This window comes from Brevundimonas sp. NPDC090276 (assembly GCF_044772165.1).
In the GTDB taxonomy this organism is placed as follows: Bacteria; Pseudomonadota; Alphaproteobacteria; order Caulobacterales; family Caulobacteraceae; genus Brevundimonas.
This window is the reverse complement of record NZ_JBIVYK010000002.1, coordinates 833835-860413: the sequence shown is the minus strand read 5'-3', so window position 1 is coordinate 860413 and position 26579 is coordinate 833835. Positions and strand designations below refer to the sequence as shown.

The window sequence follows — 26579 nt, the reverse complement described above, 5'->3', positions numbered from 1 at the left end:
CCCCCTGACCGCCCTCTATAGCCGTCTGAAGCGGGAGAGGAACGAGGGCTTCGGGCCTGGCGCAAGAACGGGTTCGGCCTGGACGAGAGCCTCGGGCGTCGCGGAGAGAGGGCGGGCGGCCACCATTGGCTTCAGAGCCGCCGCCGCCGCCAGGCCGAGCAGGTCGGTCAGTTCGTTTTCGAAGGCTCGCGTGACGTCGCCGTGTCCGGAGCGGGCGTGGGCGATCTCATGCAGCAGGACGCCGGCGTAGGCGGGCAGCGAGGCTAGCTGGTCGCGACGGATGACAATGCTGGAGGTCTGGGGGTCCCACAGGCCTTGGGCGTCGCCGCCGGCCGCGAAATCCTGCCGCATGGTCCGGCTGATGCGGATGTCGCGCACGCGCGGCGGGGTTCCGCCCGCCAGGGCGGCTATCTCTTCGGTGCGGTCGAACACGGCCTTTTCCGCGGGCGTCAGGGTCTCCGGCGCAACCCAGTCGAACACGAAGCTGTCGTTCCATTCCGCCTGATAGAGACCGAGGTCCCGGATCGGCGCGCCGGACAGATCGGCGCGGCCAGCGACCTCGGACAAGATGGCGTCGGGGATGGTCACGATCCTCAGGCCGTCGTCGCGGGCGTGATCGACCGCGCTCGTATGGTCGATAAGCTGGCTGGCGCTGACAAAGAGCACGTCGCCGGCGCCGTTCAGGATGCGGCAGGCATGGACGGCCACATCCTTCCAGCCGACCTCGTCGCAGGCCAGGCCCGTTTGGACGGCCATGAGTTGATCGGCCAGCACCTGGGCCACCTCGGCGCCGCCGGTCTGCAGCAGCATGGCGCGGACTCTTTCGGCATAGGCCGTGCGCCCGACGTTGGTGCGCTCGCGATTGAGCGCCTTCTTCATCGTCTCCGTCAGGGTCGTGATGTCATAGGAGAAGGCGAAATTCTCCTCTTCGGCGATCAGCAGGCCGGCGACATAGATCCGGCTTTTGGCGCCGGCCTTGCGCAGGATCCGACCGACGCGCGTCTCCTCTATCACGGCCTCGTCGGAGAAGCGCAGGAAGAAGTCCTTGGCGCGGGCCATGTCGGCGTCGGCAAGGCCCGGAAGGCGGATCTCGGTGCCCGCCATGCCGGGCTCCCGCGGCGTAGACACCGCGGCGTGAAGCGTGACCACGTCGCCGAAGCCGTGCTTGGCCGTCTCGGCGAGCGTGATCACGCCGTGGGCCGAGGCGATTTCAACGCCCACGCCGTTGCGGTTGAGGGTGGCCATGGCGTCCTTGAGGCCGACGCCGAACTTGCCGATCACCCGTCCGACCGCCTTCAGCTTCTCGGGGTTTTCGTTCTGGGTGAAATGCTCGTAGCGCAGGCCGCGGCCATAGTCGCGAATGGTCCAGACGCCGGCTTCGTCGCGTCGGATGGTCGGTTCGGCGGTGTCGCTCAGCACTTGTTCGTCGAGGGCGTTGGCGATCAGTTCGCGCACGGCGTGGGCGTTGTCCCAAGCCTCGAGGATCTTCTTGATGTTCAGGTCGAACAGTCGCGGGGTCTGGGTCATGCCGTCAGCGCCGCCTTCACCGGCTCTTCCAGGGTCTTACGCCGTTTCTCGACGACCTTGCGTCGGGTCGCGATCTCGAGCCGAAGCCTGTCCAACGTTTCGACGTCCGCCAGCATCTCATCGGCGCTCGGCGCGGATATGGCCCGACCTTCGGGCATATCGTGCCCCGAACGTTCCGAGGCGCGTTTCATGGCGTGGTAGATCACGCTGTAGTCCGCATCGGTCACCTCGACACCGCTGAGCCTCTGGGTTATGACGTCGGGGACAAGGCGCTGGATCGTCTTGTAGAGGAGGGTTTCCTCGACCGCGCGCTCCCAAGTTTCGCGCAGGTCGCTGTAGAAGTCCTTCGCGCGGCGACGATAATCCTCGCCGGTTGGATCGTCATGGCCAGCCAGGGTCTTCGCCCGCTCTCGCAGATCCTGGATGCGGTCGACGACGTTTCGGATCAGCCAGGGGGCCGTATCCTCCTCGATCAGGCCGTATCCGCCAGCCGCCGACTTGCGCACCATCATCTTGATCAGCGGGGCGCTGTCGCCGCGGCGCGCGGCCTCGCTGGCGACCTCGTTGAAGAAGACCAGGTTGTGGGTGAAGATGATGACCTGTCGTCCTCCTGCGGCTTCATCGACGAGACGGGCCGCCACCTTGCGCATGCGATGATGGTCGAGCGAGGTCACCGGGTCGTCGACCAGGATGCCGGACGCCTGGTCGCCGAGTTCGGCCAGGAAGCAGGCGAGGGCCAGGGCTCTTTGCTCGCCCTCGCTCAGAATCTGACTGTTCTTGATGCGCGAGACGCCCTCGAGGCCGAGGCTGAAGTGGTTCACTCCCTGGGCGGCCCCGTCGGACACTGTGAAGGGGATATGGGCGAGATCGAGAGCTCTGATCTCTTCGACGAGGCGACGCTGGAGGTCTTCGGTCACCAGGGCGCGCCGAAGCTGGTTGATCTGGCGGGTGATGGGCGCGGTTCCCAGCAGGGCGATTGCGGCGCGGATCCGCCCCAGTTCGCGCAGATCGGCCAGTCTCTGCAGCAGGGCAGGCAGGTCGTCGCGCAGCTTGGCGCGATCCTTCAGATCGCTGACGCGACGGCGCGCGGCGTCGAGCGCCCCCTCATGGGCGGCGGACGCCTCCAGGGCTGCGGCTTCCTCGGCGAGGCGGTCGCAGACGGCGCGAAGCTCCGCCTGCAGATCTTCAGCCGGAGGCGGGACGGGCGCCGCGTTCGTTCCAGGTCGGGCGACCAGGGCTTCACGGCGTGCGAGATGGGCGGCGAGGGCGGTCATGATCCGCGTCACCAGGGCCTGGTGGGCGTCGTCCAGCTCCGCGAAGGGGACAAGGCTGTCCTCGACCGCCTGCGCGTCCGGCGTCGCCAGAGCTTCGAACGCCGATCTGGCCGCCTGGAGCGCGGCGCGGGCCGCTTGAGCCTGACGGGACGCCTCGCTGCGGATGAAGGCGTTGAACCGGCCCATACGATCCGCGCCGGCTGGGCTGAGAGGATCGAGACAGAGCGGGCAGGCCTCGCTGACCTGTTCAGGAAGTTCGTCCCGTCCGGCGAAGGCGCGTGCAGCCTCGAACATCAGGCGCCAGGCTTCCCCGCCGACGTTCGGCAGAGGCTCCTGCGCGAAGACCTCGCCCGCGGACATCCGCACCGCGGCTTCCGCAGCCGCCGCCGCGGCCAGCAGGCCTTCGAATTCCGTGGCCTTTTGGACCGACAGGCCGGCGTCGAGCGCCGAATAGAGCGTCAGGACGCGCTCCAGCAGGGTGATCGCACGCCGCCGCGTCGTCGCCAGGGCGACCGGGTCCTGAGCGAGAGTACGTTCGAGCTTGGCGAGTTCTGCGACGTCCTCCTCGCTCAGGGCGGCGAGGGTGGCGAGCTCCTGTTCGGCGGGGAGGTCCGATCCGTTGGGCTTCATACGAGCGAGCAGGGTCTGGCAGAGCCCTTCCGGCGCATAGCCGGCGGGCGTTCCGCTCGCCAGTCTTTGGCGAATTGGGGGTTCTTCGCTGGAGAGTTGGGCTGAAAGGGCGGTGCAAACCCTTCCATGCTGTTCCAGGAGAGCCAGTTGGAAGGGCAGGTAGGCGATCTGGTTCTTGTCGTCGACGTAGAGACCCGCATTGTGGCTGTCGAAAACCGAAACGGCGCGAAGCGCCGGGGGCGGGGCTTGGTCAGGCGACCAGTCCAGGGTCTTCAGTTCGTCCTCGCCTACGCGAAATTGGAGCTGGGCGCCCATGGCCCCTGTGGGAGCCGTCGCAAAGACGTCGCCTTTGAGCTTGTCCTGCGAGAGGCTGCGGCAGAGGTGTTTCGCGATGCGGGCGTAGCCGCTCTTGCCGCTGCCGTTTTCGCCAAAAACAAGGGTGACGCCGGATTCGGCGAAGCGAAGCCGCTGGTTCGGGGCCAAGCGGTCAATGTTGGCGACCGGCCCGATCGACGTCAGCGCGACGCGAGGACCGGGCGTTCCGTGCCGACGAAGATGATCTTCGGAGAGCGGGGTGCACTGCGGACCGTCGTCGGCGCCGTTCGACGCAGCGTGGCGGATCCTGGAGAGAACCTCCTTCTTGTCTTCCTCCGTTAGGGCCAACTCTGAAGAGGAGGCGAGCCGCCTCAGGGCGTCGCTTGCCCATGCGGGTTGCTTTTTAGCCCAGTCCAACAAAGCCTTGTTGCTCACGGTGATCTCTTCTCCGAAGGGGTGAAGCCAAGGCGCTCCAGCTTCACCGTTCACGCCGTCCATGAAGTGATAACCACTTAAAATAGATGAATTCAATTTCCCTGGGTTGATGGTCTGCGCGATTTCCGAGGTGGAACCGCGTGCGGCTTGGGCTGCTGTCTCGAGACAACCCCGGGAGGGTCTCGCCCTATTGGCGCAACGCCGCCCGAGCCGCCTTGTCGGCGCCATAGACGTCCGCGTCTAGGAGCCGTTCGTAGAGGTTCATGGCGCGAACCCGTATGGGGCCGTCCGTTCGCTGAAGAGCGACCGAGATTTCGACCATGTCCTTGTCGATGAAAGCCCCGCGGCGCTGTCCACCTTCGTCAAAGCGGTCCAGGCTCCGCTCCATGCACTGAAGGACGATCTCGTCGAAGCCAGGATGGATGAGGAGCTCCTGGAGGGCGTTCATGAGGCGACTGTTCAGGGCTGCGGCCAGCAAGTCCCTGTTGTCGCAGGCGAGCGTCAAAAGCTCACGCGTGGCGGCGTCCGGCGCAAGAGAGGATGAGCGGGTCAGGGCGTTGGCGATCGCTTCGGCGACGGCGCCGGTCGCCCCGGCGGCGGCGCCGGTCAGAAGCTTGTGACCGGCGGCCCGCAGGTCAGGGTCGTCCTGGACCCAGGCCGCCGCGGCCGCGAACATCGCGCCCGTTCGAGCGGTTTTATCGGAGACGCCCAAGGACAGAAGGTGAAGGGCGGTCACGGCTTCGGACGCCTCGCCGAGCAGGCAGAGCGCTGCGGCATATTCTCCGGCGCCTTGCCTTAAGGCGGCGTCCGAAGAGGTCATCCAGCGCAACAGCATGGCCTCCGTGACAGCGGACGGCATCAAGACGCGACACGACCAGGTGAAATGGGTCATCGAGGGCGGATCAAAAACGCCAGGGGCTTTTCGCCACAGGGCGTCGATAAAGCTCCGCACGCCGATGCGGTCGGCGCCCAGGAGATGCTGTCCTCGCAAGGCCAGAATGCTCGACCAAACCTCAGGGTCTTCCGCGGTTTCGACGTGGCGGCTCAGAACGCCGAGCCAGCCGTCATAGTCGGGATCCTTGCGGCAGATCTGGCCGGCGAGGATCGCCGAAAGGTGCGCGTAATTGCCGTTCGGCGCGATGGATATGCCGCCCATGTCGTGTCCGAAGACGACCGGTCGGGCTGGGCGTGAATCTGAATTTTCGGCGGCAGGTTCTGGCGGGCTGTAGCCGGGGTCGTCCGGCGAGCGAGGGACGAAGGGCTGCAGCCAGGATTCGAGCAGATCGATTTCCGCAGGCGCGAGGCCCTCATTGCGCTGCGCCAGTTCCTGCATCGCCCAGGACGCATCCCTGCGCCAGTCCCTGGCGGAAAAGCCCCTGTCGTTGAGATCGCGAATGATGCGAAGGAGCCGCTGCGGGCAGACGTTTTCGTTCTCCGAAAGCGCGCGCAACGCGGCCCCTGCGACATAGGCGTGGCGTTGGGGAACGAGGCGTTCGAGGATGCCGAACGTGCGTTCCGGCTCACGCTGGGCAAACCCCAAAAAGGCTTGGGCGAGCTGGGACACGCCGCCGCTGTTGGGCCATCGTCGGCGTCCGCGGGTCCGTCTCGATGTGAAGTTGTCGACGCTGTCGTCCACGGCGTCGAACATGCCCATGATCTCCTGGTCAGTGGCCTTGACCATCTGATCGGCAGACATGGGCGAGCCGACAGCCGTGAGGATCATGTCCTCGGGTTCTTCGCGATACCGCGGCTGCTGCGCGCGCCACTCGAGGATCTGGCGCCGCCGCCGCGCGTCGATCACGGTATCGGGTAGGGCTTCGTAAAGCGGCATGCGGGCTTCGTCGGCCCATCTAAGTCGCTCTCGAAGACTAGACCCCTTGGATTCCATCCAAGCGACATCGCGATAAGGATCCCAGGCCTTGATCGCGTCTCGGAGGCGCGCCGCGTCCGTCCCGCCGAGGTGAGGCGCCATGGCTGTGATCAGTCTTTGGCTCGACCAGCCATAAACCATGCGTCCGACCCCTTCGGCGTCACGAAGATGGGCGTGACCGACCTGCAACCGCCGGGGATCGGCCAGCAAAAAGGCGAGCCCCTCTTCCAGCAGAGCGGGAATCCCGGCCGCCAGCGTGTCTGCGACCAGCGCCTGCACCTCGTCGAACTCGACGGCCATGGCGGTTATGAGGAACGGCATGACGGATTCAGGGGCGGCTTCGGCCATTGCCGCCAGAGCCGAGTGTAGCATCTGGAAAGGGCCGGCGATGCCGTCTCGTCGCCTGAGCCGGCTTGATGAGGCGGATGGGAGACGGGGGTAATCCGCCTTGTAGCGGTTCTCGACCGCCTCTTCGGATCCGGCGCTTATCTCCAGCAGCCAGGGCATGAGAACGTGGGCGAGGTCCTCGGCCGCTGTTTCCGTGAGCGCCGTGAGCCGATCAAAGTCCATCTCAGCGAGGGCTTCGGCGCCGGCCTTCTGGATGAAGACGCGAACGAGATCCTTCGCATCATTCTGTCGGTCCTGCTTGATCAACTCGCTGACGTAGACGTCGATGTCATAGTCACGAATCCGCTTCCGACCGAAGGCGTCCGCGAGCCTGGCTTCCGTGGTCGGCGACCAGAGGGCGGCGCGCATGCAGACCTCAAAGACAAGGCCGTCGAAGGGCTCTTCTCCCCAGTACCTCTGAAGGAGGGCTTCGACTTCGACGGGTGCGATTTCGGCTTCAGCCTGAAGGATGCGGACGGCGCTCCATTGCAGGGCTTCGTGGCGCATCATGCGAGGAAGAAGCGGTTTGAGCCGGCCTCGCCATTGCGACCAGTGTTCAACAAGCCCGCCCGCCGCGCGTCGGCCGAGAGGCGAGTCGTTCTGGATCAGACTATAGACCCAGGTCTGTTCACGAGGCTGGGGGGCCGGATGGGTCGAGACCAGGTCGACCACGAGGTGGCGGATGTGGCGCCTCGTGCGCTCCTGACCGAGCAGGATGTCCAGCGCGAGATCGTATTGCCGTTCATCATGGGCGCGTAGTCTCTGAAGGGCGCGCAGCGCCGTGGCCCTTGAGAAGAGTCCGTCCTGTCTCGCCCACACATAGTCGGTGAGCGTTTCCGCGGTCGCGAGACGACGCGCCTGGAAATCATCCAGCCAAGCTTGGTGACTGAAACCGATCCTGTCCGCCTGGCGAATGATCAGGCCGCTGGCGAGGCAGGCGGTGAGCGCCTGACGATGCTCGGCTTCATAGAGATCTGCTGGACGCCACAGGGTTTCTGTATCCGTCATGTCCCCGGCGAGGGTTTCGAGGAAGGTCATGGCTTGCAGCCGTTCCGCGCCGTCGCCGATTTTGGCCGAGGCGAGCCAGGCTTGGAGCAGATCCGAGGCGGCGAGGTTTTCCGGCGCCGCCCCCCGACGCACGAGTTCGATGAATAGTCTCAAGGCGAACGGGCGTCTGAGCGTGTCGCGCAGGGAGGCCGAAACCGTCTTCGCTGAAACATCCATCCGTTCAAGGAAGGCGTCCACCTCGACCGCCAACAGAGGCGAAAGGGATACCTCCTTGGCCTTCAGGCTCTGGAAACGGGCGTCGTGGGCCGCTTCGAACGGACGCGAGGAGACGATGATATGGACCGGTAGAGGGGGCGCGCCCGCAGGTGTCGCCCGCGCAGTCTTGCACAGAGAAAGCAGCAGCCTCATGCGTTGCGAGGTCCGGTCCATGACGTCGCTGACCGCGTCCAACTGATCGATCAGAACGACCAGCGGGCCTTCAGACGCCAAGGTCTGGATTTCATCGTCGATCCGCCCCTTGATCCCGAGCTCACGCGACAGCCCCTCCATGTCGCGGACTTCCGGCGTCAGCAGATCGGCCTTGAGGGCGAAGACGGGGGTTCCCTCGGCTTCCAACTCCGCAGTCAGTTTCGCCAGCAAGGCTGACTTACCCACGCCTGCTTCCCCGATCAGGAGGGTGCAGCCCGAAGGCTCGGATTCAATGCGAGTCAGGAGGGCGGGAAGCGCGGCGCGCTCGATCTCTTCGCCGAATATGTCCTTTGTCCAGTCACGCAGAGCGCTGGAACTGGTTTTCGCGTCGCGTCGGGCTTGCTCCGGGTCGGAAGAGGGGGCGGTCATGACCTCCAGGGCTTGCCGGACGCTGACCATACCCTCTCGGATTTCCGAAAGCGTGGCGTCGCGAACCTGTTCCTTCCAATGAGTGGAGGCGAAAAGGCTCGCTCTCACCTTGTCGAGAAAAGCCACGAAGGCGGCCTGCAGCGTCTTCACCTCAGTCTGATAGATGCGGTTCAGCGCTTCCGCGTCGGATCGACCTCGCAGATAGGGACGAACGAACCGTTCCAGGTAGTGGTCGGCGAAGGCCTTGCTTTCCCAGGTGCGTCCCGGATTGGCGAGCATGTCCAGCAGGACCGGCGCCATGACATCTTCGAGGAATGGCCGAGAACGGAAATCTTCGCTGAACCCAGGCTCGACGAGAATGGCGGCTTCAATGGCCGAGGCGCCGATGGCGCCAAGTTCTTTCTTGGCGGCCCCTTTCTTGAGGATGAGCTTGACCTGATCCAGCGCAAGGTCGCCGGCCTTGCCGACGGCGAAACCGATCGCTGCTTCAAACAGAACAGACATCCTGGGTTCCTCGAATCGCGGCCAGCCTCGACTATAGGGCTCGGATCAGGGCTGGCAGGATGTCGAGAGGGCTTTTGTCCAGTTGCGGCGATGCCCATGATGTTTGAGCTGTCGGTTGTAATTGGTGCCTGCCGTGGGGAGCGTTCAGGCTAAACTCGAGCGAAGGGCCCAAGGGGAATCAGGGTGCAGGAGACCAGGACGATGATTGGTCGAGCCGGTTTTGAGGTCTACCGCGGGAAGGGGCGTCACGCGCGCCGCATTCGGGCGGCTTCCGGTAGCATTTTTCTGAGTCTGTTCATGTCCTGGCTGCGCCTGCGGGACTGAATCCGCCTCCACAACCTTCACTTCATCGCAGCTCGACTGGATAGGAGGCTCGGCGCCGACCGTTAAGCTTCCGACCTGTCGTCACCGTAAGCTTGAGAACTTCGAGGTTATGGCTAAGCTCGTTGAAGCCTCTACGGACTTTGGCCAGGCGGCGATCGAGGCTCGCCGCCGACATGAACCAGGGGAAGCGCTATGCCGACAGCTTTTAACGCCCTAAAGGGCCGGCTCAAGCAAGCCCAGACCGCTCAGGCGTTCGGCCAGGCTTTCGCCGACTCCTATCTGGCGACAGCCTTCGGTGCGCTGCCCAAGAGCGAGGTTGATCTTCTGGTGTTCGGGCTGCTGATCCAGACCGGGGTGCTGCAGGCCGATCAGCCCATTTACGACATGGCTCGAAGCCTCAACATCACACCGGCGAAGGCGCGTAACCTGCTCTTCCAGCACCAGCTGCGCACATTGGACGACGATGCGCTCAACCGAAGCGTTCTCATCGCCGTGAGGCACGGCCGCTATTCCGTCGATCAGCAAAGATTGAGCCTGGGCATCGAGTCGCCGCTCGTGAGATCGGCCATTGAAGCGCGATCCAAGGCCAAAGGGGTCTTTGCGGACATTTCTCTAAGCGGCGAAATCCTGCGCATTCCCATGACGCAGTTCGGCGTCTTCATCACCGCCTTTCTAAGTCAGGATCAACAGCGTCAGTTGCAGGAAAGGCTCCAGGCAGGCGGCGTGCTGCAGGCCGAAGGCCTTGTCCCGACGCTAAACCGCGCGGGTCGCTGGTTCGCAGCCCAGGTGGCAGGCGGCGCCGCCGAGCAGGTGCCAGGGAAGATAGGCGAATTCTTCGAATGGGTGCAGACGGCTGCGACCGGCGCGGGCGGCGGCCTGCCGGCCGAGATCGCCCAGCTCTTCGGCTAGGCCATGTTCTATAGGTCGCTACCTCTCGGTAAGAAGCTGAAGTTCTACTTCGCCTATCTGGAGGCTGGAGATGGGTTAGGCGATGGGCCCCTTTTCGGTCCATCCGGCGCGCTCAGGCCTGGGTCGCCCTCGATGGAGTCCCTTGATCGCCGGCTGCGCTTTTCTTGCGTGGATGCTTGGGAATTCCGGAGGCTTGAGGGCGAATTTGAACGCCTCGGGTCGAGGCCGTCCTCGCGTCAGAGGCGGCGGCGCCAGCGCGATCTGCTTGACACCTTCGGCGATGCGGAGCTCCCAGTCGTGGACATCCTTTTCCGTGAAGGGCGGTTCGGCGAAGTTAGCTTTGAAGCACTGCTTTCGCGTTGGTTTGTCGTTGGGCTGGATTTCTCGCGGCCGCCAACCGATGGAATTCTCTGCCTGGTCGGGGATTCATGGGGCGAGGCCGAAGATCAAACCGCGCGTCTGGCGTGGTTCAAAAGTGCAGACCCTGCGACGGAGAGCCGGTTGAGGGATGTCTTCTCCTTGGCTCATGTTCCGGACGTCGGTGAAGAGGACGATGGGCCAGAGGGGGGGGCGGTTGAGCCGTTGGACCCTTCACCGTCCGGCATGGTCATGACGGTTGACGAATGCTCCGCGCGTTTGGAGGAGATCGAGCTTCCGATCACCCAGTACGACCCCCAGGAGCGGACCTGGGATGAGCTCTATGCCGGCCGGCAAAAGACAGGCGAGGCGGAGCAGATCATGGTGCGCGCATGACCGCTTCGTCCGCGGAAAAGGCGATTACGTCGCCTGACTGGGTGGCGCTGAATCCTCTGGCCGGGGTGAGCGGTGTGGGTGGTGTCCGCGTGGACTATGTGGGCCAGGGCGACGCCGTTTCGATCCTTGACCAGGACGGCCGCACAATCTTGCGGATCGATTATGGAGGCCGCGAAAGTCGCCCCTTTTCCGTGCGGCCGTTGGCTCGGCGTCAGGCCGAGATCGATATGAATCTGCCCGTGTTGAAGGGCGATCGGATCTTCTTGACGCACTGGGATGAAGATCATTGGTGCTCTGCGGGCAAAACTAGCCAGGCTGGCCGGAAAGGGCGTTGGCTGACGCCTCGCCAATGGACATCACCTCGCGCGGCGATGACGGCTGCGCGGATGAATTGGGTCCGCTGTATTCCTCGCCATCTCGAGCGGACGCCGATCCGATTTCTTGCCTTGAACGGCGATGAGCTGTGGGTGGAGAAGCTCCAGCATTTCGATGCTGCAACCGTTGGGGAGGACTGCAACCTGACCGGTGTGGCCTTCAGCCTGGTTCAGAAAGCAACCGGACGGGTTATCCTCCTGCCGGGGGATGCGCCCGTTCACAGGGTGCCCCACTATGCTCGTTACGTCGCGGGGACACACGACCTCCTTGGGTTGGTCGCCTACCATCACGGGTCCCACACGCATTGGGCGAACAAGACGCATAGCTACCTGAACCAGTGGGGCGCGCTGTACGACGTGATCGTCGCCTTTTCATGTGGGGATCCGAACAGCTTCAATCACCCAGACCTGAGCAACTATTGGACTGCCTTGCCGCGGGCCCAGCTCATAAGAACGGCCCAGGGCGCGCCCGTGCGCATCAGCTTCTAGAATCACGTCGAGCGCGCGCCAGGCCAATGGCTTTTTGTGGGGCGCTAGTGGGGCATTCGGAACGAAGTCAAATGAACATTCATGCAAAGCGATGATGTAGGTTTTTATAGCAGTGCATTGTTTTTCAAGATTTTTGAGAAATCCTGAAATGGCTTGAAATGGCCTTGACCAGATTTACACCGAGAGGGTCGGCGGTTCGAACCCGTCGCCGCCTACCACCTGCACTGTATAGATTTTCGGCCATTGGCCCACGTGGGCGCAGGCTCAGTCCAGGGTTGGTCGGAACACGATCTCTCGGTCCGAGGGATCAAGATAGCGGGCTTTTGCTATTCTCCGGAGAGCGCGGCATCGCTCAGGCTCGCCGTCGATTTTGACGCAGACAGAAGGGCCGCAAAGTCGATAGATTCCCGACTGAGAGAAGCCCCACCCATTGCGGCGGCTATAGCGCCAGTCGGTATGAAACTGTTCGTAGCCGGTATCCGTGATGATGGAGGCCACGCGAGTTCCGCGTATCTCTGCCTCTGGAAGCGAGGATGGCGAGCAGGCGTTCTGAGGCGATCCATTGGCATGGCGGATGAACTGCGGGCTGCCTTCAGGCGAGCATGCCGCCAAGGCCGCCAACAGACCCAAAGAAATAGTCCTGCGCATCATCGGCTGACACTCTCATCAATGAGAGGCGTGTCCGCAACGGATCGATTTCGGGACCCGGATTTATGCTTGCAGCGGACATGGACGTCCGGCCTCTCCTGCGCAGGGAACACCCTGGGTGACGCTGCGCAGGGGGCTGGGGTCAGGCTCAGCGTTTCGTGGCGGTTTCGATGATGGTACGGGCCTGGGCGATGGCGGCTTCGGTTGAGACCTCGCCGTCCTGAAGCTTCTGGGCCAGATCCATCAGGGGCGGGCCGGTGACGACGCCGGTCTGGGCTTCTTCCTGAACATGGACGCGGCCATCGACGGCGATGGCGGCGTCCCAGGCGTCGCGGACGGCGGACCAGTAGTCCTTCGTCGCGGCCCAGTAGTCGTCGCCCGCCTTCGGCGAATAGCTGGTGGAGCGGTCATAGGTGTTGACCACGTCTTCCTGAACGATGGCGACGGGCTCGCCGCCAGCCCGGCCATTCATCTTCATATTGTCCTGGATATGGACCCAGCCGTTCGGCGTCAGGGCGTGGCGGTTGGTCCCCAGATAGCGGTCGTAGACCGGGTTCAGCACCGCATCGCGGCGCGCCAGCGGACGCCAGGTCGGTTCCGAGGTCCAGACCTTCATGCCGTTGGCGTAGGTCCAGCGGCCGACGCCGCCGTAGCGGGGCGAGTCGTCCGTCTGCCAGACCGTCTGCGACCAGGCGCCCGCGCGCTGATCGGCGGACACCGGCGTCAGCGACCACTCGTTCGGGCCGACGTAGGTCAGGACGCTGTCCGGTTGATAGACCCAGTCCTGACGCCAGTGCTTGATGACGATGGCTTGGCCTTCGTGCTCCATGACCAGAATGTGCTGCAGGCTGATCTTGTCGCCCTTGTCATAGACGATGCGCACGATCTCGCTGCCGCCCGACAGCTTGCCTTCCATCGGGTCGTAGTCGGCGTTGAAGCTGACGTTCTCGCGCATGTCGAAGTGGACGCGGTACTGACCGGCCTGAGCCAGGATCGACTGGCGATCCTGTTCGAAGGCGGTGGCCGGCGCCGTGACCGTTGCGGTCGGCGTTTGCGCCAGGGCGGTCGCCGTCGGAGCAGCGCCAGCCAGGAGGGCGGCGGCGAGAAGGAGGGCGCGCATGAGGTTCTTCCTAATGAGAATCGTTTGCATTGTTGGCCGTTGGGCTTAGTAGCGCAAGCTGATGGAGGCGCCGAAGTTTCGGCCCGGCTGGGTGAAGGCGTCTCGAACGGTGCTGGTCTGCGACAGGCCGCGAATGTCGCTCCACCAGGCGTATTTCTCGTCGAAGACGTTGAAGACGCCCGCGCGCAGGGTGGCCTTCTCGGTGACGTTCCAGAAAGCGGTCACATCCATGATGGCGAACTCTTCGCCGCCCCAGCACGTGCCGCCGCCGCAGCCAGCGCGGTCCTTGTCGTCGGACCAGGTGACCGTGGCTGAGCCGCCCCATCCGCCGGAGGGCGCAGCGTAGTTGAGGCCGGCGACGACCTTGATCGGATCGATGCTGGTCAGCTTGCCGCGAGCGCCGTCAGTTTCCTGATCGCCGTCCGCGAACGAGGCGGCGACGATGGCTGAGAAGCCGTTGTCCCACCGGATGTCGCCGCGGGCTTCCAGACCCCAGATCTTCACCTCGGTCAGGTTGACGTACTGATAGATGAGGGGATCAACGCCGGGCACGCCCGTGCCGCTGACGACGATCTGGGTGATGAAGTCGTCGTAGTTGGTGTGGAAGGCCGTGGTGGACAGCGACAGGACACCACCGAACATGTCGAGGTTGCGGAAGCGGACGCCCGCCTCGATGCTCTCGCTGGTTTCCGGCGTCAGGTCGGGGTTGGGAATGGATTCATAGCCGAACAGCGGGTTCTCGAAGAAGTTGTTGACCTCCATCGGCGAGGGCGCCTTGAAGCCCTGGGCGTAGTTGGCGAAGACGCCGAAATGGTCGTCGACCCAGTAGATGGCGCCGATCTTGGGCGACAGGTGGCTGTCGCTCTGACCCTTGGCCGTGACGGGATAGAGGGCGTCGGCCTTGGGCGTCAGCTCGTACCAATCGTAGCGCAGGGCCGGGATGATGCTGAGGCGGCCGCCCAGCAGTTCGATCTCGTCCTGAACGAAGAGGCCGGCCAGATCATACTCGGTCTTGGGGAAGGGGCGGACGGGGAAGACCTCGCCCATTGGCGGGACGGTGCCGCCGCGAATGCCGTCCTGGGTCGTGCGCGACCAGTCGCCGCCGATGGTGACGCGGTGCTGAACCGACGCCCCGCCGAAGGTCTTGGACCCCTGGGCCGCCATGCCGATGATGCTGTTGTCGAAGGTGACGTCGCGGGTGCGGTCGACCGCCGGGGTGCGGTCCTCATAGGTGAACTGGCGCGTGGTGGCGTCCTGCCAGTAGGCGGAGACCGAACCGTTATCCAGGCCGAAGACGTCGTTGAAACGCCAGTCCAGGCTCACGCGGTCGCGCTGGGTCTCGTCATGGGCGGTCAGGCCGATGACGGTGGGCGAATAGCTGCTCAGCGCCTCGCCATCCATTTCCTGATCGAAGTGGTCATAGGTCAGGCGGACGGTGTGGTTGGCGTTGGCGTCCCAGACCAGCTTGCCCAGGACGGCGTTTGAGGCGAACTCCTGCGGGTTCGGCTGGGTGCGGGCCGAGCCCATGCCGCCGGTTTCGGCCTGGTTCTCGGTCTCATGGGCGTCGCGGCGGGTGTAGGCCAGAAGGCCGGACAGCGAGCCCGCGCGGCCTGCCAGGGCCAGGCCCTCGGTCCAGCTGTCATCGGCTGAGTTGTAGCCGACCCGAGCGCGGGCGCCGAAGTTCTCGCCGCTGGCGATGAAGTCGGACGGGTCCTTGGAGGTGAAGCTGACCGCGCCGGCGATGCCGTCCGAACCATAGAGGGCCGAGGCGGGGCCGCGCAGGATCTCGACCGACTTGACCAGGTCCAGGTCGTTGTAGCCGCCGCGACCGACCGCCTGGGCGCCGAAGCTGAAGCCGTTGGGGACGCGCACGCCGTCCTGAATGATCAGGACCCGGTTGCCGCCCATGCCGCGAATGGTGAAACCCGAGTTGCCGTCCCGGCCGGCGCCCGACAGGGCGGCCGAGAAGCGGGCCGGGCTGGTGGGAACGCTGACGCCCGGTTCGAACCGGATCAGGTCCTTGATGTCGGTGACCAGATTGGTCTCGATGGTCTCGGCGGTGATGATGCTGACGCTGGCCGGAACATCGTCCACACGGCGCTGCGTGCGGGTGCCGATCACCGTTATCGGGGCGACGGGAACGGCCTGCTCCAGATCGACTGCTTCTTCAGCGAAGGCCGGCAATGCGGCGGCCGAAAGGGCGGTCAGCCCGGCGGAGAACATCAGAAACGAGCGCATGGTTACGGCCCCGGTTGAAGAGGGTTGCGCAATTACTGCGAACGATTATCAGAATCAACCGCAATTGCGGCGCGGCCCTGACAAATCCTTGGCGCGTCGATGACGGCGTATGAGGCCCTAGAGCCTGTTCAGATCCAGTCTCATGCCGGCGACGATCAAACAGGCCGTATCGGAGACAGCGGCGACACGTTGATTCAGGCGACCGGCTTCGTCGCGGAAGCGACGACCCAGGGCGTTTTCTGGGACCAGCGACCAACCGACTTCGTTGCTGACCACCCAGACGGTCGCGGGGCAGTCGACGAAGGCGTCGGTCAGGTCGTCGATAGCGGCGGGCAGGTCGTGGTCGCCGAGCATCTGATTGCTGAGCCAGAGGGTCAGGCAGTCGACGACGACAACATCCTCGGCGTTCAGGTTGCGGACGGCGGCGGCCAGATTCAGCGGGGCTTCAAGCGTGCGCCAGCCTTCGCCGCGTTCGTCACGGTGCAGCCTGATCCGGTCGCGCATCTCGTCGTCAAAGGCTTCGGCGGTGGCGATCATCAGGGGAGGGCGGTCTTTGGTCGCCGCCGCCTGTTCGGCCTGTTTCTGGGCGTAGACGCTCTTGCCCGAACGGGCGCCGCCGAGGACCAGGGTGATGGCCATGCTTCGTCTCTCCGGTTGACCTGAGGGGCGCGCGGTCCTACTGCCACGGTCGCGTCAGGTTCCCCGAAAGGGGATTGAAAGGGAACGGAGTGTGAAACTCCGGCTGTTCCCGCAACTGTAAGCGGCTAGCCCGCGCGTCATACGCCACTGGCGGTCCGGAAGGCCACGGCCTGAACGACTTCTGGGAAGGCGACGTGCACCGGCCTTGATCCGCGAGCCAGGAGACCTGCCTGTCGCCGTCGTTCTCCGCGCGGTCGGGATGTGCCGAGCGGTCGAGGTGACTCGTGTGACGACAGTCGTAAACCAGCCGCGTCAGCGGCCGCTTTCGCTCATCCGGGCGTTGGGCGGTCTGGCGCGGCGTCGTCATATGGAGAACCGGAATGAACCGGACCGCATTCGTTACCCTGGCCGCCGCCAGCCTTCTGGCCGCCGCGCCCGCCTTCGCCGCCGAAGTCACCGACCAGCAGGCCGCCGCCCCTGACGTGGCTGGTCGCGCTGGCGCCACCGCCGTCGCCGACGTCATTGTCACCGCCAACCGTTCGGCCCAGCCGATCGAGCGCGTCGGCGCCTCGGTCACCGTCCTGACCCAGGCCGCCATCGAGGCGCGTCAGACCCCCGCCGTGGCCGAGCTTCTGGCCCAGACGCCGGGCGTCAGCTTCACCCGCAACGGCGGCGTCGGCACCTCGACGGGCGTCAACATTCGCGGCGCCGAGAGCCAGCACACCGTCGTCCTGATCGACGGGGTCAAGCTGAACGACCCATCCTCGACCCAGGGCGGCTTTAACTTCGGCAACCTTCTGGTCGGCGATACGGCCCGCATCGAGGTGCTGCGCGGCGCCCAGTCGACCCTGTGGGGCAGCCAGGCCATCGGCGGCGTGGTCAACATCGTCACCGCCGAACCGACCGAAGCCCTGCAAGGCTCACTCGACGCCGAGGCCGGCGCGCGCGGCACGACCTATTTCCGCGGCGGCATCGGCGGCGCCAACGACCGCCTGAGCTGGCGTCTGGCGGCCAGCCGTTATGACACCGACGGCTTCTCGGCCTTCGCCAAGGGCACCGAGGACGACGGCTACACCAACTCCGGCCTGTCGGGCCGCCTGAACCTGAAGATCACGGATGCGGTTTCGCTGGACCTGCGTTCGGTCTGGTCGAACGGCCAGAACGACTTCGACGCCTTCAACGGCGACAGCCGCGAGTACGGCAAGACCGAGGAACTGGTCGGCTATGCCGGCCTGAACTTCGACCTGCTGGACGGCCGTTTCCGCAACCGCATCGGCTATGCCTACACCGACACCAACCGCCGTAACTACAACCCGGCCACCCTGGTCCAGCCGCTGACCTTCGACGCCGCCGGTGAGAACCGCCGCTGGGAATACCAGGGCACGTTCGCCGTGACCGAGGCGCTGAACACGACCTTCGGCATCGAGAGCGAGCGTTCGGAAATGCGCACCCGCTCGCCGTCGGCCTTCAACCTGAATCCCGCCTTCGCGCGCGGTCAGGCTGACCTGGATAGCGCCTACGCCCAGGTGCAGTGGACGGTGCTGGACGGCCTGACCCTGACCGGCGGCCTGCGTTACGACGACCACGCCCAGTATGGCGACAACCTGCTGGGTCAGGTCGCGGCGGCCTGGGCCCTGAACGACGGCGACACCGTCGTGCGCGCCAGCTGGGGGCAGGGTTTCCGTGCGCCGGGCCTGTATGAACTCTACAGCGAGTACGGCAATCTGACGCTTCAGCCGGAAGAGTTCGACAGCTGGGAAGTCGGCGTCGAGCAGCGTCTGTTCGACCGCGCCGTGGTTTCGGCGACCTACTTCAACCGTCAGGCTGACAACGAGATCCGCTACAACGGCTGCTCGACGCCCTCGACCGACCCGCTGTGCACCGTCAACGGCGTCGGCCGCTGGGGCTATTACCGCAACGTCCAGAAGACCGAGGCGCAAGGCGTCGAACTGATCGGCCGCGTGGATGTGACGGAGCGCCTGAACCTCAGCGCCAACTACACCTGGACCGACGCCAAGAGCGCTTCGGGCGCCACGGACGGCAAGCGCCTGACGCGCCGACCCGAGCACATGGCCAACGTCGCCGCTGACTACGCCTTCGCCTTTGGCCTGAAGACGGGCGTGGCCGTGCGCTATGTGGGTGAGACGTTCAACAACGACGCCAACACCGTCGTCGTGGGCGAATACACTCTGGTCGACCTCCGCGCCTCCTATCCGATCAACGACAACCTGGAAGTCTATGGTCGGGTCGAGAACGCCTTCGACGAGGACTATCAGACGGTCCTGAACTACGGCACCGCCGGTCGCGGCGTGTTCGGCGGCGTTCGCGTCCGGTTCTGATCCGATGAGCAAAGCCGCTCTTCTCACAGCGGCGACCCGGCACGGCGGCGGTTTGATGCAGGCCGCCGCCGCCTATCCCGACGCGCCGCGCCCGTGGCTGGACCTGTCCACCGGCATCAATCCCGAGCCGTGGCGCGGGCCGCGCGCGCCGGAAGCCGAGTTGAACCGTCTGCCCGATCCTGGCGCGCTGGTTGCACTGGAGGCGGCGGCGGCGTCTGCTTTCGGCGCGACGCTTGAGCGAGCCACGGCGACAGCCGGGGCCGAGGCGGTGATCCGTCTTCTGCCCCTGCTGCTGGGCGTGCGTTCGGTCGAGATCGTCGGCCCGACCTATGGCGCCCACGCCGAGGCCTGGCGGGCGGCGGGCGTGGCGACGCGCCTGATCGCGGCCGATCAGGCGGCGGCGTCGCAGTCGGGCGTGCTGGTCATCGTAAATCCGAACAATCCCGACGGCCGCCTGAGCCGGCGCGCCGACCTGATCGCCATGGCCCGCGCACGCTCGGCGGAGGGCCGCTGGCTGGTGGTGGACGAGTCCTTCATCGAATGCGCGCCCGGCGACAGCGTGTCGGATGTGGTCGAGCCGGGCCTGATCGTCCTGCGTTCGTTCGGCAAGTTCTATGGGCTGGCCGGGGTGAGGCTGGGCTTCATGCTGGCGGCACCCGATCTGGGGTTGCGTCTGCGCGCCCTGCTGGGCGACTGGCCGGTCGGCGTCGACGCCCTGACCATGGGGCGTGGGGCCTATGCCGATACGGCGTGGCGGACGCGGACCGAGGCGGTTCTGGCCGAACGGGTCGCGCGGCTGGACGAACAACTGACGCGGGCGGGGTTTCAGATCGTCGGCGGCACAAGCCTGTTCCGCATGACGCGCACGCCCCACGCCGCGCGCTGGTTCCAGCATCTGTGCCGGGCGGGAATCCTGACCCGTCCCTTTGATCACACGCCCGATGGACTGCGGTTCGGCGTGCCGATCGAACGGGACCTGCCACGACTGGTCCGGGCGCTGGAGGCCTTCGGATGAGGGCTTCGCGGCGACAGGCTCTGGCGGGGGCGGCGGCTATGCTTGTCGCGTCACCTGCTGCGGCCAAGTTGGCTCCACGTCGCGTGGTGTCGCTGAACGCCTGCCTCGACGCCATTCTGGTCCATGTCGCCGACCGGGGCCAGATCGCGGCCCTCAGCCACTATGCGCGCGAGCCGGTCGGCTCGACCATTTCCGAGGTGGCCCGTACGCTGCCCTTTACCTGGGAGACGGCCGAAGAGGTCATCGCCCTGCGCCCCGATCTGGTGCTGACCAGCCGCCACAGCGCCCTGGCGACCCGTAATGCTCTGGGCCGGATGAACATTACGACCGAACTGTTCGCCGTCCCGGACAGCGTGGCGGCCAGTCTGGATCAGGTGCGCGAGGTGGCCCGTCTGGTCGGTCGCCCGGCGCGGGGCGAGGCCCTGATCGCTCGCATCGAGGCCGCCCTCGCCGCCGCTGCGCCGCCGCCGGGATCGCGACCCCTGAAGGCCCTGATCTATCAGCCCAACGGCTTCGCCGCGGGGCGCGGCACCTTGATGGACGAGATGATGACCCGCGCCGGGTTCCAGAACGTCGCCGGGCGCTACGGCCTCGGCAAATGGGGCAATGTCCCGGTCGAGCGCCTGCTGGCCGATCCGCCGCAGGTCCTGCTCAGCGGCACGCCCGCGCAGGGGTCGCGCACCTGGGCCGACCGGGTGATGCGCCATCCGGCGCTGGCCTCTCTGTCCGGTCGGATGGTGCAGGCCCAACTGGAAGAGAAGCTGCTCTATTGCGGCGGTCCGGTACTGATCCAGACCGCAGCCGCCCTCGCTGAGGCGCGCCGCACGGCGCTGGAGGCCCTGTGAAGACCTTGCCGCGTCCCCTGATCATGATCGGGCTGCTGGCCCTGATCGCTGTCCTGTCCCTCGCCAGCATGAGCGCCGGGCGCGTCTGGATTCCTTGGAGCGACTGGGCGAGCCAGCGGGGCGATCCGGCCTGGGCCATCCTGTTCGAACTGCGCCTTCCGCGCACCATTCTGGCCCTGATGGTCGGGGCGGTGCTGGGCCTGACTGGGGCGGCGCTGCAGGGCTATACGCGCAATCCGTTGGCCGATCCGGGCATGCTGGGCGTCTCGACCATGGCGGCGCTGGGGGCGGTGCTGACCTTCTATCTGGGCGCGGTGGCGAGTGCGCCGTGGGTGCTGCCGGTCGCCGCCATGGTCGGGGCGGGCGCGGGCGTTCTGCTGTTGCTGGCCCTGGCGGGGGCGACCAGCAGCGTCGTCACCTTCATCCTCGCAGGGGTTGTGATCCAGACCATGGCGGGCGCCGGGGTGGCGCTGGCGCTGAACCTCGCTCCCAATCCGTGGGCGGTGAACGAGATCGTCAACTGGCTGATGGGCTCGCTGGCCGACCGCAGCGTCGTCGAGCTGAGGCTGGCGGCGCCGGGTATGATCCTGGGCTGCCTGCTTCTGATGACGCAAGGCCGGACACTGGACGCCCTGACGCTGGGCGAGGCCGGGGCGCGGTCGCTGGGCGTGAGGCTGGACATCGGTCGCCTGATCCTGGCGCTCGGCGCGGCTCTGGCGGTCGGGTCGGCGGTGGCGGTGACGGGGTCAATCGGTTTTGTCGGCCTGATCGTGCCGCATCTGCTGCGGCCCGTGATCGGGGCGCGACCCGGCGCCCTGTTGCTGCCCTCCGCGCTGGGCGGCGCGGCGCTGGTTCTGGCGGCGGATATTCTGGTGCGCCTGACGCCGTCGGCGGCCGAGATCAAGCTGGGCGTGGCCATGGCGGCCCTGGGCGGCCCCTTCTTCCTGGCCCTTTTGATCGGCATGCGGAGGAAGCTGGCATGAGTATTCTGGGCGCTGAAAACCTGACCGTTCGACTGGGCGACAAGGGGGTTCTGAACGGCGTGGGCGCGGCCTTCGCGCCCGGCTTGGTCACGGCGGTGGTGGGGCCGAACGGGGCGGGCAAGTCCACCCTGCTGGACTGTCTGGCGGCCCTGCGAAAGCCGGATGCGGGGCAGGTGACGCTGGATGGCCGCGCCCTGCGCGATCTGCCGTCGCGACAGCGGGCGCGCCGCATCGCCTACCTGCCTCAAAACGCCGAGATTGCCTGGGCGGTGAGCGGGCGGACCTTCGTCGGTCTGGGCCGTACTCCCTATGTGGGGGCATGGGGCATGACCGCCGAGGACCGGGCCGCCGTGGATCGGGCCATGGTCGTGACCGGGGTGGAGGCCTTTGCCGACCGCGTGGTCTCGACCCTGTCGGGGGGCGAGCGGGCGCGGGTGCTGATCGCGCGGGCTCTGGCCGGCGATCCGCAATGGCTCTTGGCCGATGAGCCTTTGGCGGGGTTGGATCCGGGCCATGTTCTGGACGCCTGCGACCTGTTTCGGCGGCTGGCGGACGAAGAGGGGCGGGGTGTCATCATCACCCTGCACGATCTTGACGCCGCCCTGCGCGTGGCGGATCGCGTGATCGTTCTGGCCGAGGGGCGGGTGCTGGCCGACGGCGCGCCGGCCGAGGCCCTGTCGCCCGCGGTGTTGAAGGCGGCCTATGGCGTCGAGGCGCGCACGCTGGAGGGCGCGCGCGGCCCTGTACTGGAGATGGTCGGTCGTGCCCGCTAGCCTGCCGACGCCCTGGATCGTCGCCGGCGCCTTGCTGGTCGAGGGAGCGATCGGCTGGCCGCGCCGCCTGAGCCATCCGGTCGTCTGGATCGGGGGGCTGATCGCGGCGCTGGAGCGATGCTGGAATCGCTCGGAGCGGCCCGCGAAGACGCGGCGCGCGCTGGGCGTGCTGACCGTCGTGATCCTGCTTGCTGTCGCTGGCGGTGCAGGCTGGGGTATCGAACGCTTGGCAGCCACGGCGCCCTTCTGGCCGGGACTGGCGATACTGCTGATCTGGGGGGCGACGGGGCTGGCGGCGCGCAGCCTGTTCGAGCATGTCCGCGCGGTTTTCTGTCCGCTGAGCGCGGGCGACCTGCCCGCCGCACGTTGGGCCGTCAGCATGATCGTCGGTCGCGATGTCGAGGGGATGGGCGAGGGCGAGGTCGCCGCCGCCGCCCTGGAAAGCCTGGCCGAGAGCTTCTGCGACGGCGTGGTCGCACCAGTCTTCTGGTTCGTCATCGGCGGTCTGCCGGGCCTGTTCGCCTACAAGGCGGTCAACACCGCCGACAGCATGATCGGTCATATGGAGCCCCGCTGGCGGGCCTTCGGCTGGGCGGCGGCGCGGACTGATGACGTGATGAACTGGGTTCCCGCGCGGATCGCGGGCGCCTTGATCGCGCTCAGCGGATGGCAGGGCTGGCGCATCATGTGGCGTGACGCGGGCAAGCACGCTTCGCCCAATGCAGGCTGGACCGAGGCGGCCATGGCCGGGGCGCTGCGGGTGCGGCTGGGCGGGCCGGTGCGCTATGACGGCGAGACCACCCATCGCCCTGATTTCGGCGACTGGGCGCCGCCGCGCGCCCATGACCTGAAACGGGGCCTTCGCGTCTATGGCGTCGCTTGCGCTGCGCTGATGTTGATTTTGATCATGGGAGGCTTCGTATGGTCGCGTTGACCCTGACTGACCTGTTTGCCGTGCCCGCGCTGGATCGCTCGCTTGCACCTGCCTTGCAGCAGGCGCTCGACGGCAAAGCCAAGCCGCCGGGCGCCCTGGGGCGGATCGAGGATTTGGCGCTGACGTTGGGTTTGATCCAGCAGCGGATGCTGCCCGTGGTCGAGCGCCCTGTGCTGCTGGTCTTCGCAGGGGACCACGGCCTGACGCGCTCGGGCGTGGCGGCCTTTCCGTCCGGCGTGACCGTGGCCATGGTCGACACCCTGCTGGCGGGTAGGGCCAGCGCCAACGCCTTCGCCCGCGTGGTCGGGGCCGAGGTTCGGGTCATCGACGCGGGCGTGGCCGCCGATCTGTCGGATCGGGCAGGACTGGTCCAGGCCAGGATCGCGTCGGGCACGGCGGACGCCTCGGTCGAACCGGCCATGACGTCCGCTCAGGCCCAGGCCGCGCTTTTGGCTGGCGCCCGGGTGGCGGGCGACGCCATCGCCAGCGGCGCCGATTTGATCGCGCTGGGTGAAATGGGCATAGGCAACAGCGCCTCGGCCGCCCTGCTGATGCATCGGCTCGCGCCCGCGCCGCTGGACGACTGCGTGGGCCAGGGCGCGGGTCATTCGCCCGAGGGCATGGCGAGGAAGCGCGCGGTCCTGGCTCAGGCCGCAGCCCGGTCCGACGCGACGGCGCCGTTCGAGGTTCTGACCCAGTTCGGCGGTTATGAGATCGCCATGATATCGGGGGCCCTGCTGGCGGCGACTAGGGCCGGGGTTCCGGTTCTGGTCGACGGCTTCATCGGCACGGCGGCGGCCCTGCTGGCGGTTCGTCTGGCACCCGCGGCGCGCGATTACTGCCTGTTTGCCCACGCCTCGGCGGAGGCGGGGCACCGGCTGATGCTGGACGCGATGACGGTGCGGCCCCTGCTGCAACTGGATATGCGGCTGGGCGAGGGGACGGGCGCGCTTCTGGCCATGCCTCTGGTCAAGGCCGCCTGCGCCCTACTGTCCGAGGTCGCCGAACTGTCGGACGTGCTGGAGGCCGCAGGGTGATCCGGCATGAGGCGCGCCTGTTCGTCTGCGCCGTGCAGTTCCTGACGCGCATCCCCACGCCGCAACTGGCGGACTTTCGGCCGGAATGGATCCAGCAGAGCGCCCGCTACTACCCCCTGGTGGGCCAGATCGTCGGCGGGCTGTCGGCCCTGGTCCTTTACGGCGCGGCCGGGGTCTGGAGCCCCTGGATCGCGGCCTTGCTGGCGGTTGCGGCAGGCATCGCCCTGACCGGCGGCTTCCACGAGGATGGCCTCGCCGACACGGCGGATGGGCTGGGGGGCGGCCTGACGCGCGACCGGCGGCTGGAAATCATGAAGGACAGCCGGTTGGGCTCCTATGGCGCATTGGCGCTAGGGCTGACGCTGGCATTGCGGGTGGCGACCCTGGCCATGCTAGCGGAGTTCTCGCCCTTTTTTGCAGCCGTCGCATTGCTGGCGGCGCATGGTTTAGGACGCGCAGCGGCGGTCGGGGCCATGACGCTCATGCCCTATGGCGGCGATCCCGGCATGGCCAAGGAAGGCCGGCCGGATCGCGCCTCGGTCCTTGGCCTGACGGTGGCCGTCCTGATCGCCCTGTGGCCCTTGGCCTTCTTCTCAGCGGCCACCGGGGCGGGAGGCGTGGTGCTGGGCCTGCTGGTCGGCGCGGTTCCAGCCTGGCTGGCGTGGCGGCTGATCGGCGGGCGCACGGGAGATGTTCTGGGCGCGGTCGAGCAAGCGTTCGAGGTCGGCTTCCTGCTTGCCGTCGCCGGGCTGGCGGTCGGATGAAGTTGATCGTCGCGCCCCTGCATGAGGTGGCGGCTCTGGTGGCGCGCCATCAGCCGTCGCATCTGATCAGTCTGGCCTCGCCGGGCTATGTGGATGCGCCGCTGGCCGACGCGCCGCCGTATCAACTGGACTTGAGGTTCAACGATATCGCCGAGCCGCGCGAGGGGCTGACGCCGCCGACCGAGGCGGATGTCGCCGCCCTGCTGACCTTTGCGGCCAGTTGGGACGGGGCGCGACCCTTGCTGATCCATTGCTGGGCGGGGGTCAGCCGCTCGACAGCGGCGGCCTATGTCATCGCCTGCGCCCGCTCGGCGCCGGGCCGCGAGGCGGAGTGGGCCCGGCGCCTGCGTAGCCTTGCCCCAACCGCCACGCCCAATCCGCTGATCGTGGCCCTGGCTGACCGTCATTTGAATCGCGACGCCGCCATGGTCCGCGCCATCGCCGCCATCGGGCGTGGCACCGAGACGGCCTGGGGCGCGCCTTTTGAACTTGACCTGTCGCCGCAAGGAGCCTCGCGCTGATGACCGAAGCCGATCTGAACGCTCGCCACGCCGAGAAGATGAAGAAAGTCCAGACCGCCCGCGCCCGCATGATGGCGTCCAAGACGGTCGAGCGCGGTCTGGTCATCGTCCACACCGGGACCGGCAAGGGCAAGTCGACGGCGGCCATGGGCATGGTCTGCCGCATGATCGGCCACGGCATGAAGACGTCGATCATCCAGTTCATCAAGGGGGCGATGGAGACGGGCGAGCAGACCCTGTTCGACGCCATCCCCGATCTGGTCGAGATGCGGCCCATGGGCGAGGGCTTCACCTGGGACACCCAGGACCGCGCCGCCGACATCGCCAATGTCCGCCGCGCCTGGGAGGCGGCGAAGGCGCGGATCATGGACCCGGACTGGAAGATGGTGGTCTGCGACGAGCTGAACATCGCCCTGCGCTATGACTACCTGCCGGTCGAGGAGGTGCTGGCTGTGCTCGCCGCCCGCCCCGCCGACACCCACGTGGTCATCACCGGCCGCAACGCCCCGGCTGAACTGATCGAGGCGGCGGATCTGGTCACTGAGATGCAGATGGTGAAGCACCCGTTCCGCAGCGGCGTGAAGGCGCAGGCGGGGGTGGAGTTTTGATGGCGTCGCGGCTGATCGTCTGCACCACCTGCCGCCATTCGGACGAGGAGCCGGTGGACGCCGAAGGTCTGTCGGGCGGGCGTCGGTTGCTGGATCTGATCGACGCCCTCGTGAGGGCGCGGGGCGGGGATGATCTTCGCGTCGAGGAGCAGGCCTGCCTGTGGGCGTGCGCCAGCCGTTGTTCGGTCTACCTGTCGGGGCAGGACAAGCCCGGCTATCTGGCCGGACGGTTCACGCCGACGCCAGAGGACGCCCAGGCCATTGTGAACTTCGCTCGCCTCTATGCCGCCAGCTCTGACGGCGCTGTGGCCTACCGGGATTGGCCCGAAGGCATCAAGGGTCACTTCATCGCCCGTCTGCCCAGCGGCCACTGAGGCCGATCAGTCCGAATGAAGGGGCTGAAGCGAGCGATGACGTCGTCGCTCTTGACGCCAGCGGGCAGGGGTCTAGGAACCCCGACCGCATTCCCTGCAGGTTCT

20 protein-coding genes and 1 riboswitch are annotated in these 26579 nt (G+C 66.5%); of the genes, 14 read left to right on the top strand and 6 right to left on the bottom strand.

The window, feature by feature from the left end; all coding sequences use genetic code 11:
- Positions 1–15 precede the first annotated feature (15 nt).
- Genes ACIQTU_RS09990 through ACIQTU_RS09980 form a run of 3 tightly spaced genes read right to left on the bottom strand, consistent with a single transcriptional unit; the run spans position 16 to position 8787 of the window.
- The gene (locus ACIQTU_RS09990; protein WP_400546047.1) at positions 16–1527 is read right to left on the bottom strand and encodes an ATP-binding protein; all 1512 of its coding nucleotides are present in this window, start codon (positions 1525–1527) and stop codon (positions 16–18) included.
- Positions 1524–4409: an AAA family ATPase gene (locus tag ACIQTU_RS09985; RefSeq protein ID WP_400546044.1), complete on the bottom strand. Its 2886-nt coding sequence runs from the start codon at positions 4407–4409 to the stop codon at positions 1524–1526. The genes ACIQTU_RS09990 and ACIQTU_RS09985 overlap by 4 nt, the downstream gene beginning before the upstream one ends.
- Positions 4369–8787, bottom strand: a complete 4419-nt coding sequence (locus ACIQTU_RS09980) for a hypothetical protein (RefSeq protein ID WP_400546042.1) — start codon at positions 8785–8787, stop codon at positions 4369–4371. The genes ACIQTU_RS09985 and ACIQTU_RS09980 overlap by 41 nt, the downstream gene beginning before the upstream one ends.
- A 516-nt stretch (positions 8788–9303) precedes the next feature.
- Here ACIQTU_RS09980 and ACIQTU_RS09975 point away from each other — a divergent pair.
- From ACIQTU_RS09975 to ACIQTU_RS09965, 3 genes are all read left to right on the top strand, one after another.
- Positions 9304–10020, top strand: a complete 717-nt coding sequence (locus tag ACIQTU_RS09975) for a hypothetical protein (RefSeq protein WP_400546039.1) — start codon at positions 9304–9306, stop codon at positions 10018–10020.
- 297 nt (positions 10021–10317) lie between these two features.
- Entirely contained in the window at positions 10318–10773 is a 456-nt protein-coding gene (locus tag ACIQTU_RS09970) for a hypothetical protein (protein ID WP_400546036.1), read from the top strand.
- Entirely contained in the window at positions 10770–11636 is an 867-nt protein-coding gene (locus ACIQTU_RS09965; RefSeq protein WP_400546033.1) for a hypothetical protein, read from the top strand. The genes ACIQTU_RS09970 and ACIQTU_RS09965 overlap by 4 nt, the downstream gene beginning before the upstream one ends.
- Positions 11637–12432: 796 nt before the next feature.
- Here the strand turns inward: ACIQTU_RS09965 and ACIQTU_RS09960 are convergent.
- The 3 genes from ACIQTU_RS09960 to cobU form a co-directional block, all read right to left on the bottom strand.
- Positions 12433–13404 carry a DUF6607 family protein gene (locus tag ACIQTU_RS09960; RefSeq protein WP_400546030.1) on the bottom strand — a complete coding sequence of 324 codons (972 nt, stop codon included), beginning with the start codon at positions 13402–13404 and terminating at the stop codon, positions 12433–12435.
- 45 nt (positions 13405–13449) lie between these two features.
- The gene (locus tag ACIQTU_RS09955; protein ID WP_400546027.1) at positions 13450–15642 is read right to left on the bottom strand and encodes a TonB-dependent hemoglobin/transferrin/lactoferrin family receptor; all 2193 of its coding nucleotides are present in this window, start codon (positions 15640–15642) and stop codon (positions 13450–13452) included.
- Positions 15643–15759: 117 nt separating this feature from the next.
- Positions 15760–16281 carry a bifunctional adenosylcobinamide kinase/adenosylcobinamide-phosphate guanylyltransferase gene (gene cobU / locus ACIQTU_RS09950; protein ID WP_400546024.1) on the bottom strand — a complete coding sequence of 174 codons (522 nt, stop codon included), beginning with the start codon at positions 16279–16281 and terminating at the stop codon, positions 15760–15762.
- 39 nt (positions 16282–16320) lie between these two features.
- Positions 16321–16530: riboswitch (cobalamin riboswitch) on the top strand.
- A gap of 131 nt (positions 16531–16661) precedes the next feature.
- Between cobU and ACIQTU_RS09945 the strand changes: the two genes are divergently transcribed.
- From ACIQTU_RS09945 to ACIQTU_RS09895, 11 genes are read left to right on the top strand one after another with little or no spacing between them, the layout of a single operon-like run.
- On the top strand, positions 16662–18620 hold the full coding sequence (locus tag ACIQTU_RS09945; RefSeq protein ID WP_400546021.1) for a TonB-dependent receptor plug domain-containing protein: 1959 nt from the start codon (positions 16662–16664) through the stop codon (positions 18618–18620).
- A 4-nt stretch (positions 18621–18624) separates the two neighbouring features.
- The gene (gene cobD / locus ACIQTU_RS09940; protein WP_400546018.1) at positions 18625–19635 is read left to right on the top strand and encodes a threonine-phosphate decarboxylase CobD; all 1011 of its coding nucleotides are present in this window, start codon (positions 18625–18627) and stop codon (positions 19633–19635) included.
- A gap of 38 nt (positions 19636–19673) precedes the next feature.
- Complete coding sequence (locus ACIQTU_RS09935; protein ID WP_400546015.1) at positions 19674–20480, top strand: ABC transporter substrate-binding protein; 807 nt, start codon at positions 19674–19676, stop codon at positions 20478–20480.
- Positions 20477–21463 (top strand): FecCD family ABC transporter permease, encoded by a 987-nt coding sequence (locus ACIQTU_RS09930; protein ID WP_400546012.1) that lies wholly within the window; start codon positions 20477–20479, stop codon positions 21461–21463. Before ACIQTU_RS09935 ends, ACIQTU_RS09930 begins: the two co-directional genes overlap by 4 nt.
- Positions 21460–22236, top strand: coding sequence for an ABC transporter ATP-binding protein (locus ACIQTU_RS09925; RefSeq protein ID WP_400546009.1), 777 nt, complete (start codon positions 21460–21462; stop codon positions 22234–22236). Before ACIQTU_RS09930 ends, ACIQTU_RS09925 begins: the two co-directional genes overlap by 4 nt.
- Entirely contained in the window at positions 22226–23170 is a 945-nt protein-coding gene (gene cbiB, locus ACIQTU_RS09920; RefSeq protein ID WP_400546006.1) for an adenosylcobinamide-phosphate synthase CbiB, read from the top strand. The genes ACIQTU_RS09925 and cbiB overlap by 11 nt, the downstream gene beginning before the upstream one ends.
- The gene (cobT, locus tag ACIQTU_RS09915) at positions 23158–24207 is read left to right on the top strand and encodes a nicotinate-nucleotide--dimethylbenzimidazole phosphoribosyltransferase (protein WP_400546003.1); all 1050 of its coding nucleotides are present in this window, start codon (positions 23158–23160) and stop codon (positions 24205–24207) included. The genes cbiB and cobT overlap by 13 nt, the downstream gene beginning before the upstream one ends.
- Entirely contained in the window at positions 24204–24971 is a 768-nt protein-coding gene (locus ACIQTU_RS09910; RefSeq protein WP_400546000.1) for an adenosylcobinamide-GDP ribazoletransferase, read from the top strand. The genes cobT and ACIQTU_RS09910 overlap by 4 nt, the downstream gene beginning before the upstream one ends.
- Positions 24968–25492, top strand: a complete 525-nt coding sequence (locus ACIQTU_RS09905; protein ID WP_400545997.1) for a tyrosine phosphatase family protein — start codon at positions 24968–24970, stop codon at positions 25490–25492. Before ACIQTU_RS09910 ends, ACIQTU_RS09905 begins: the two co-directional genes overlap by 4 nt.
- Positions 25492–26100 (top strand): cob(I)yrinic acid a,c-diamide adenosyltransferase, encoded by a 609-nt coding sequence (cobO, locus tag ACIQTU_RS09900; protein ID WP_400545994.1) that lies wholly within the window; start codon positions 25492–25494, stop codon positions 26098–26100. The genes ACIQTU_RS09905 and cobO overlap by 1 nt, the downstream gene beginning before the upstream one ends.
- The gene (locus ACIQTU_RS09895) at positions 26100–26474 is read left to right on the top strand and encodes a DUF1636 domain-containing protein (RefSeq protein WP_400545991.1); all 375 of its coding nucleotides are present in this window, start codon (positions 26100–26102) and stop codon (positions 26472–26474) included. The genes cobO and ACIQTU_RS09895 overlap by 1 nt, the downstream gene beginning before the upstream one ends.
- The last annotated feature ends 105 nt before the right edge of the window (positions 26475–26579 follow it).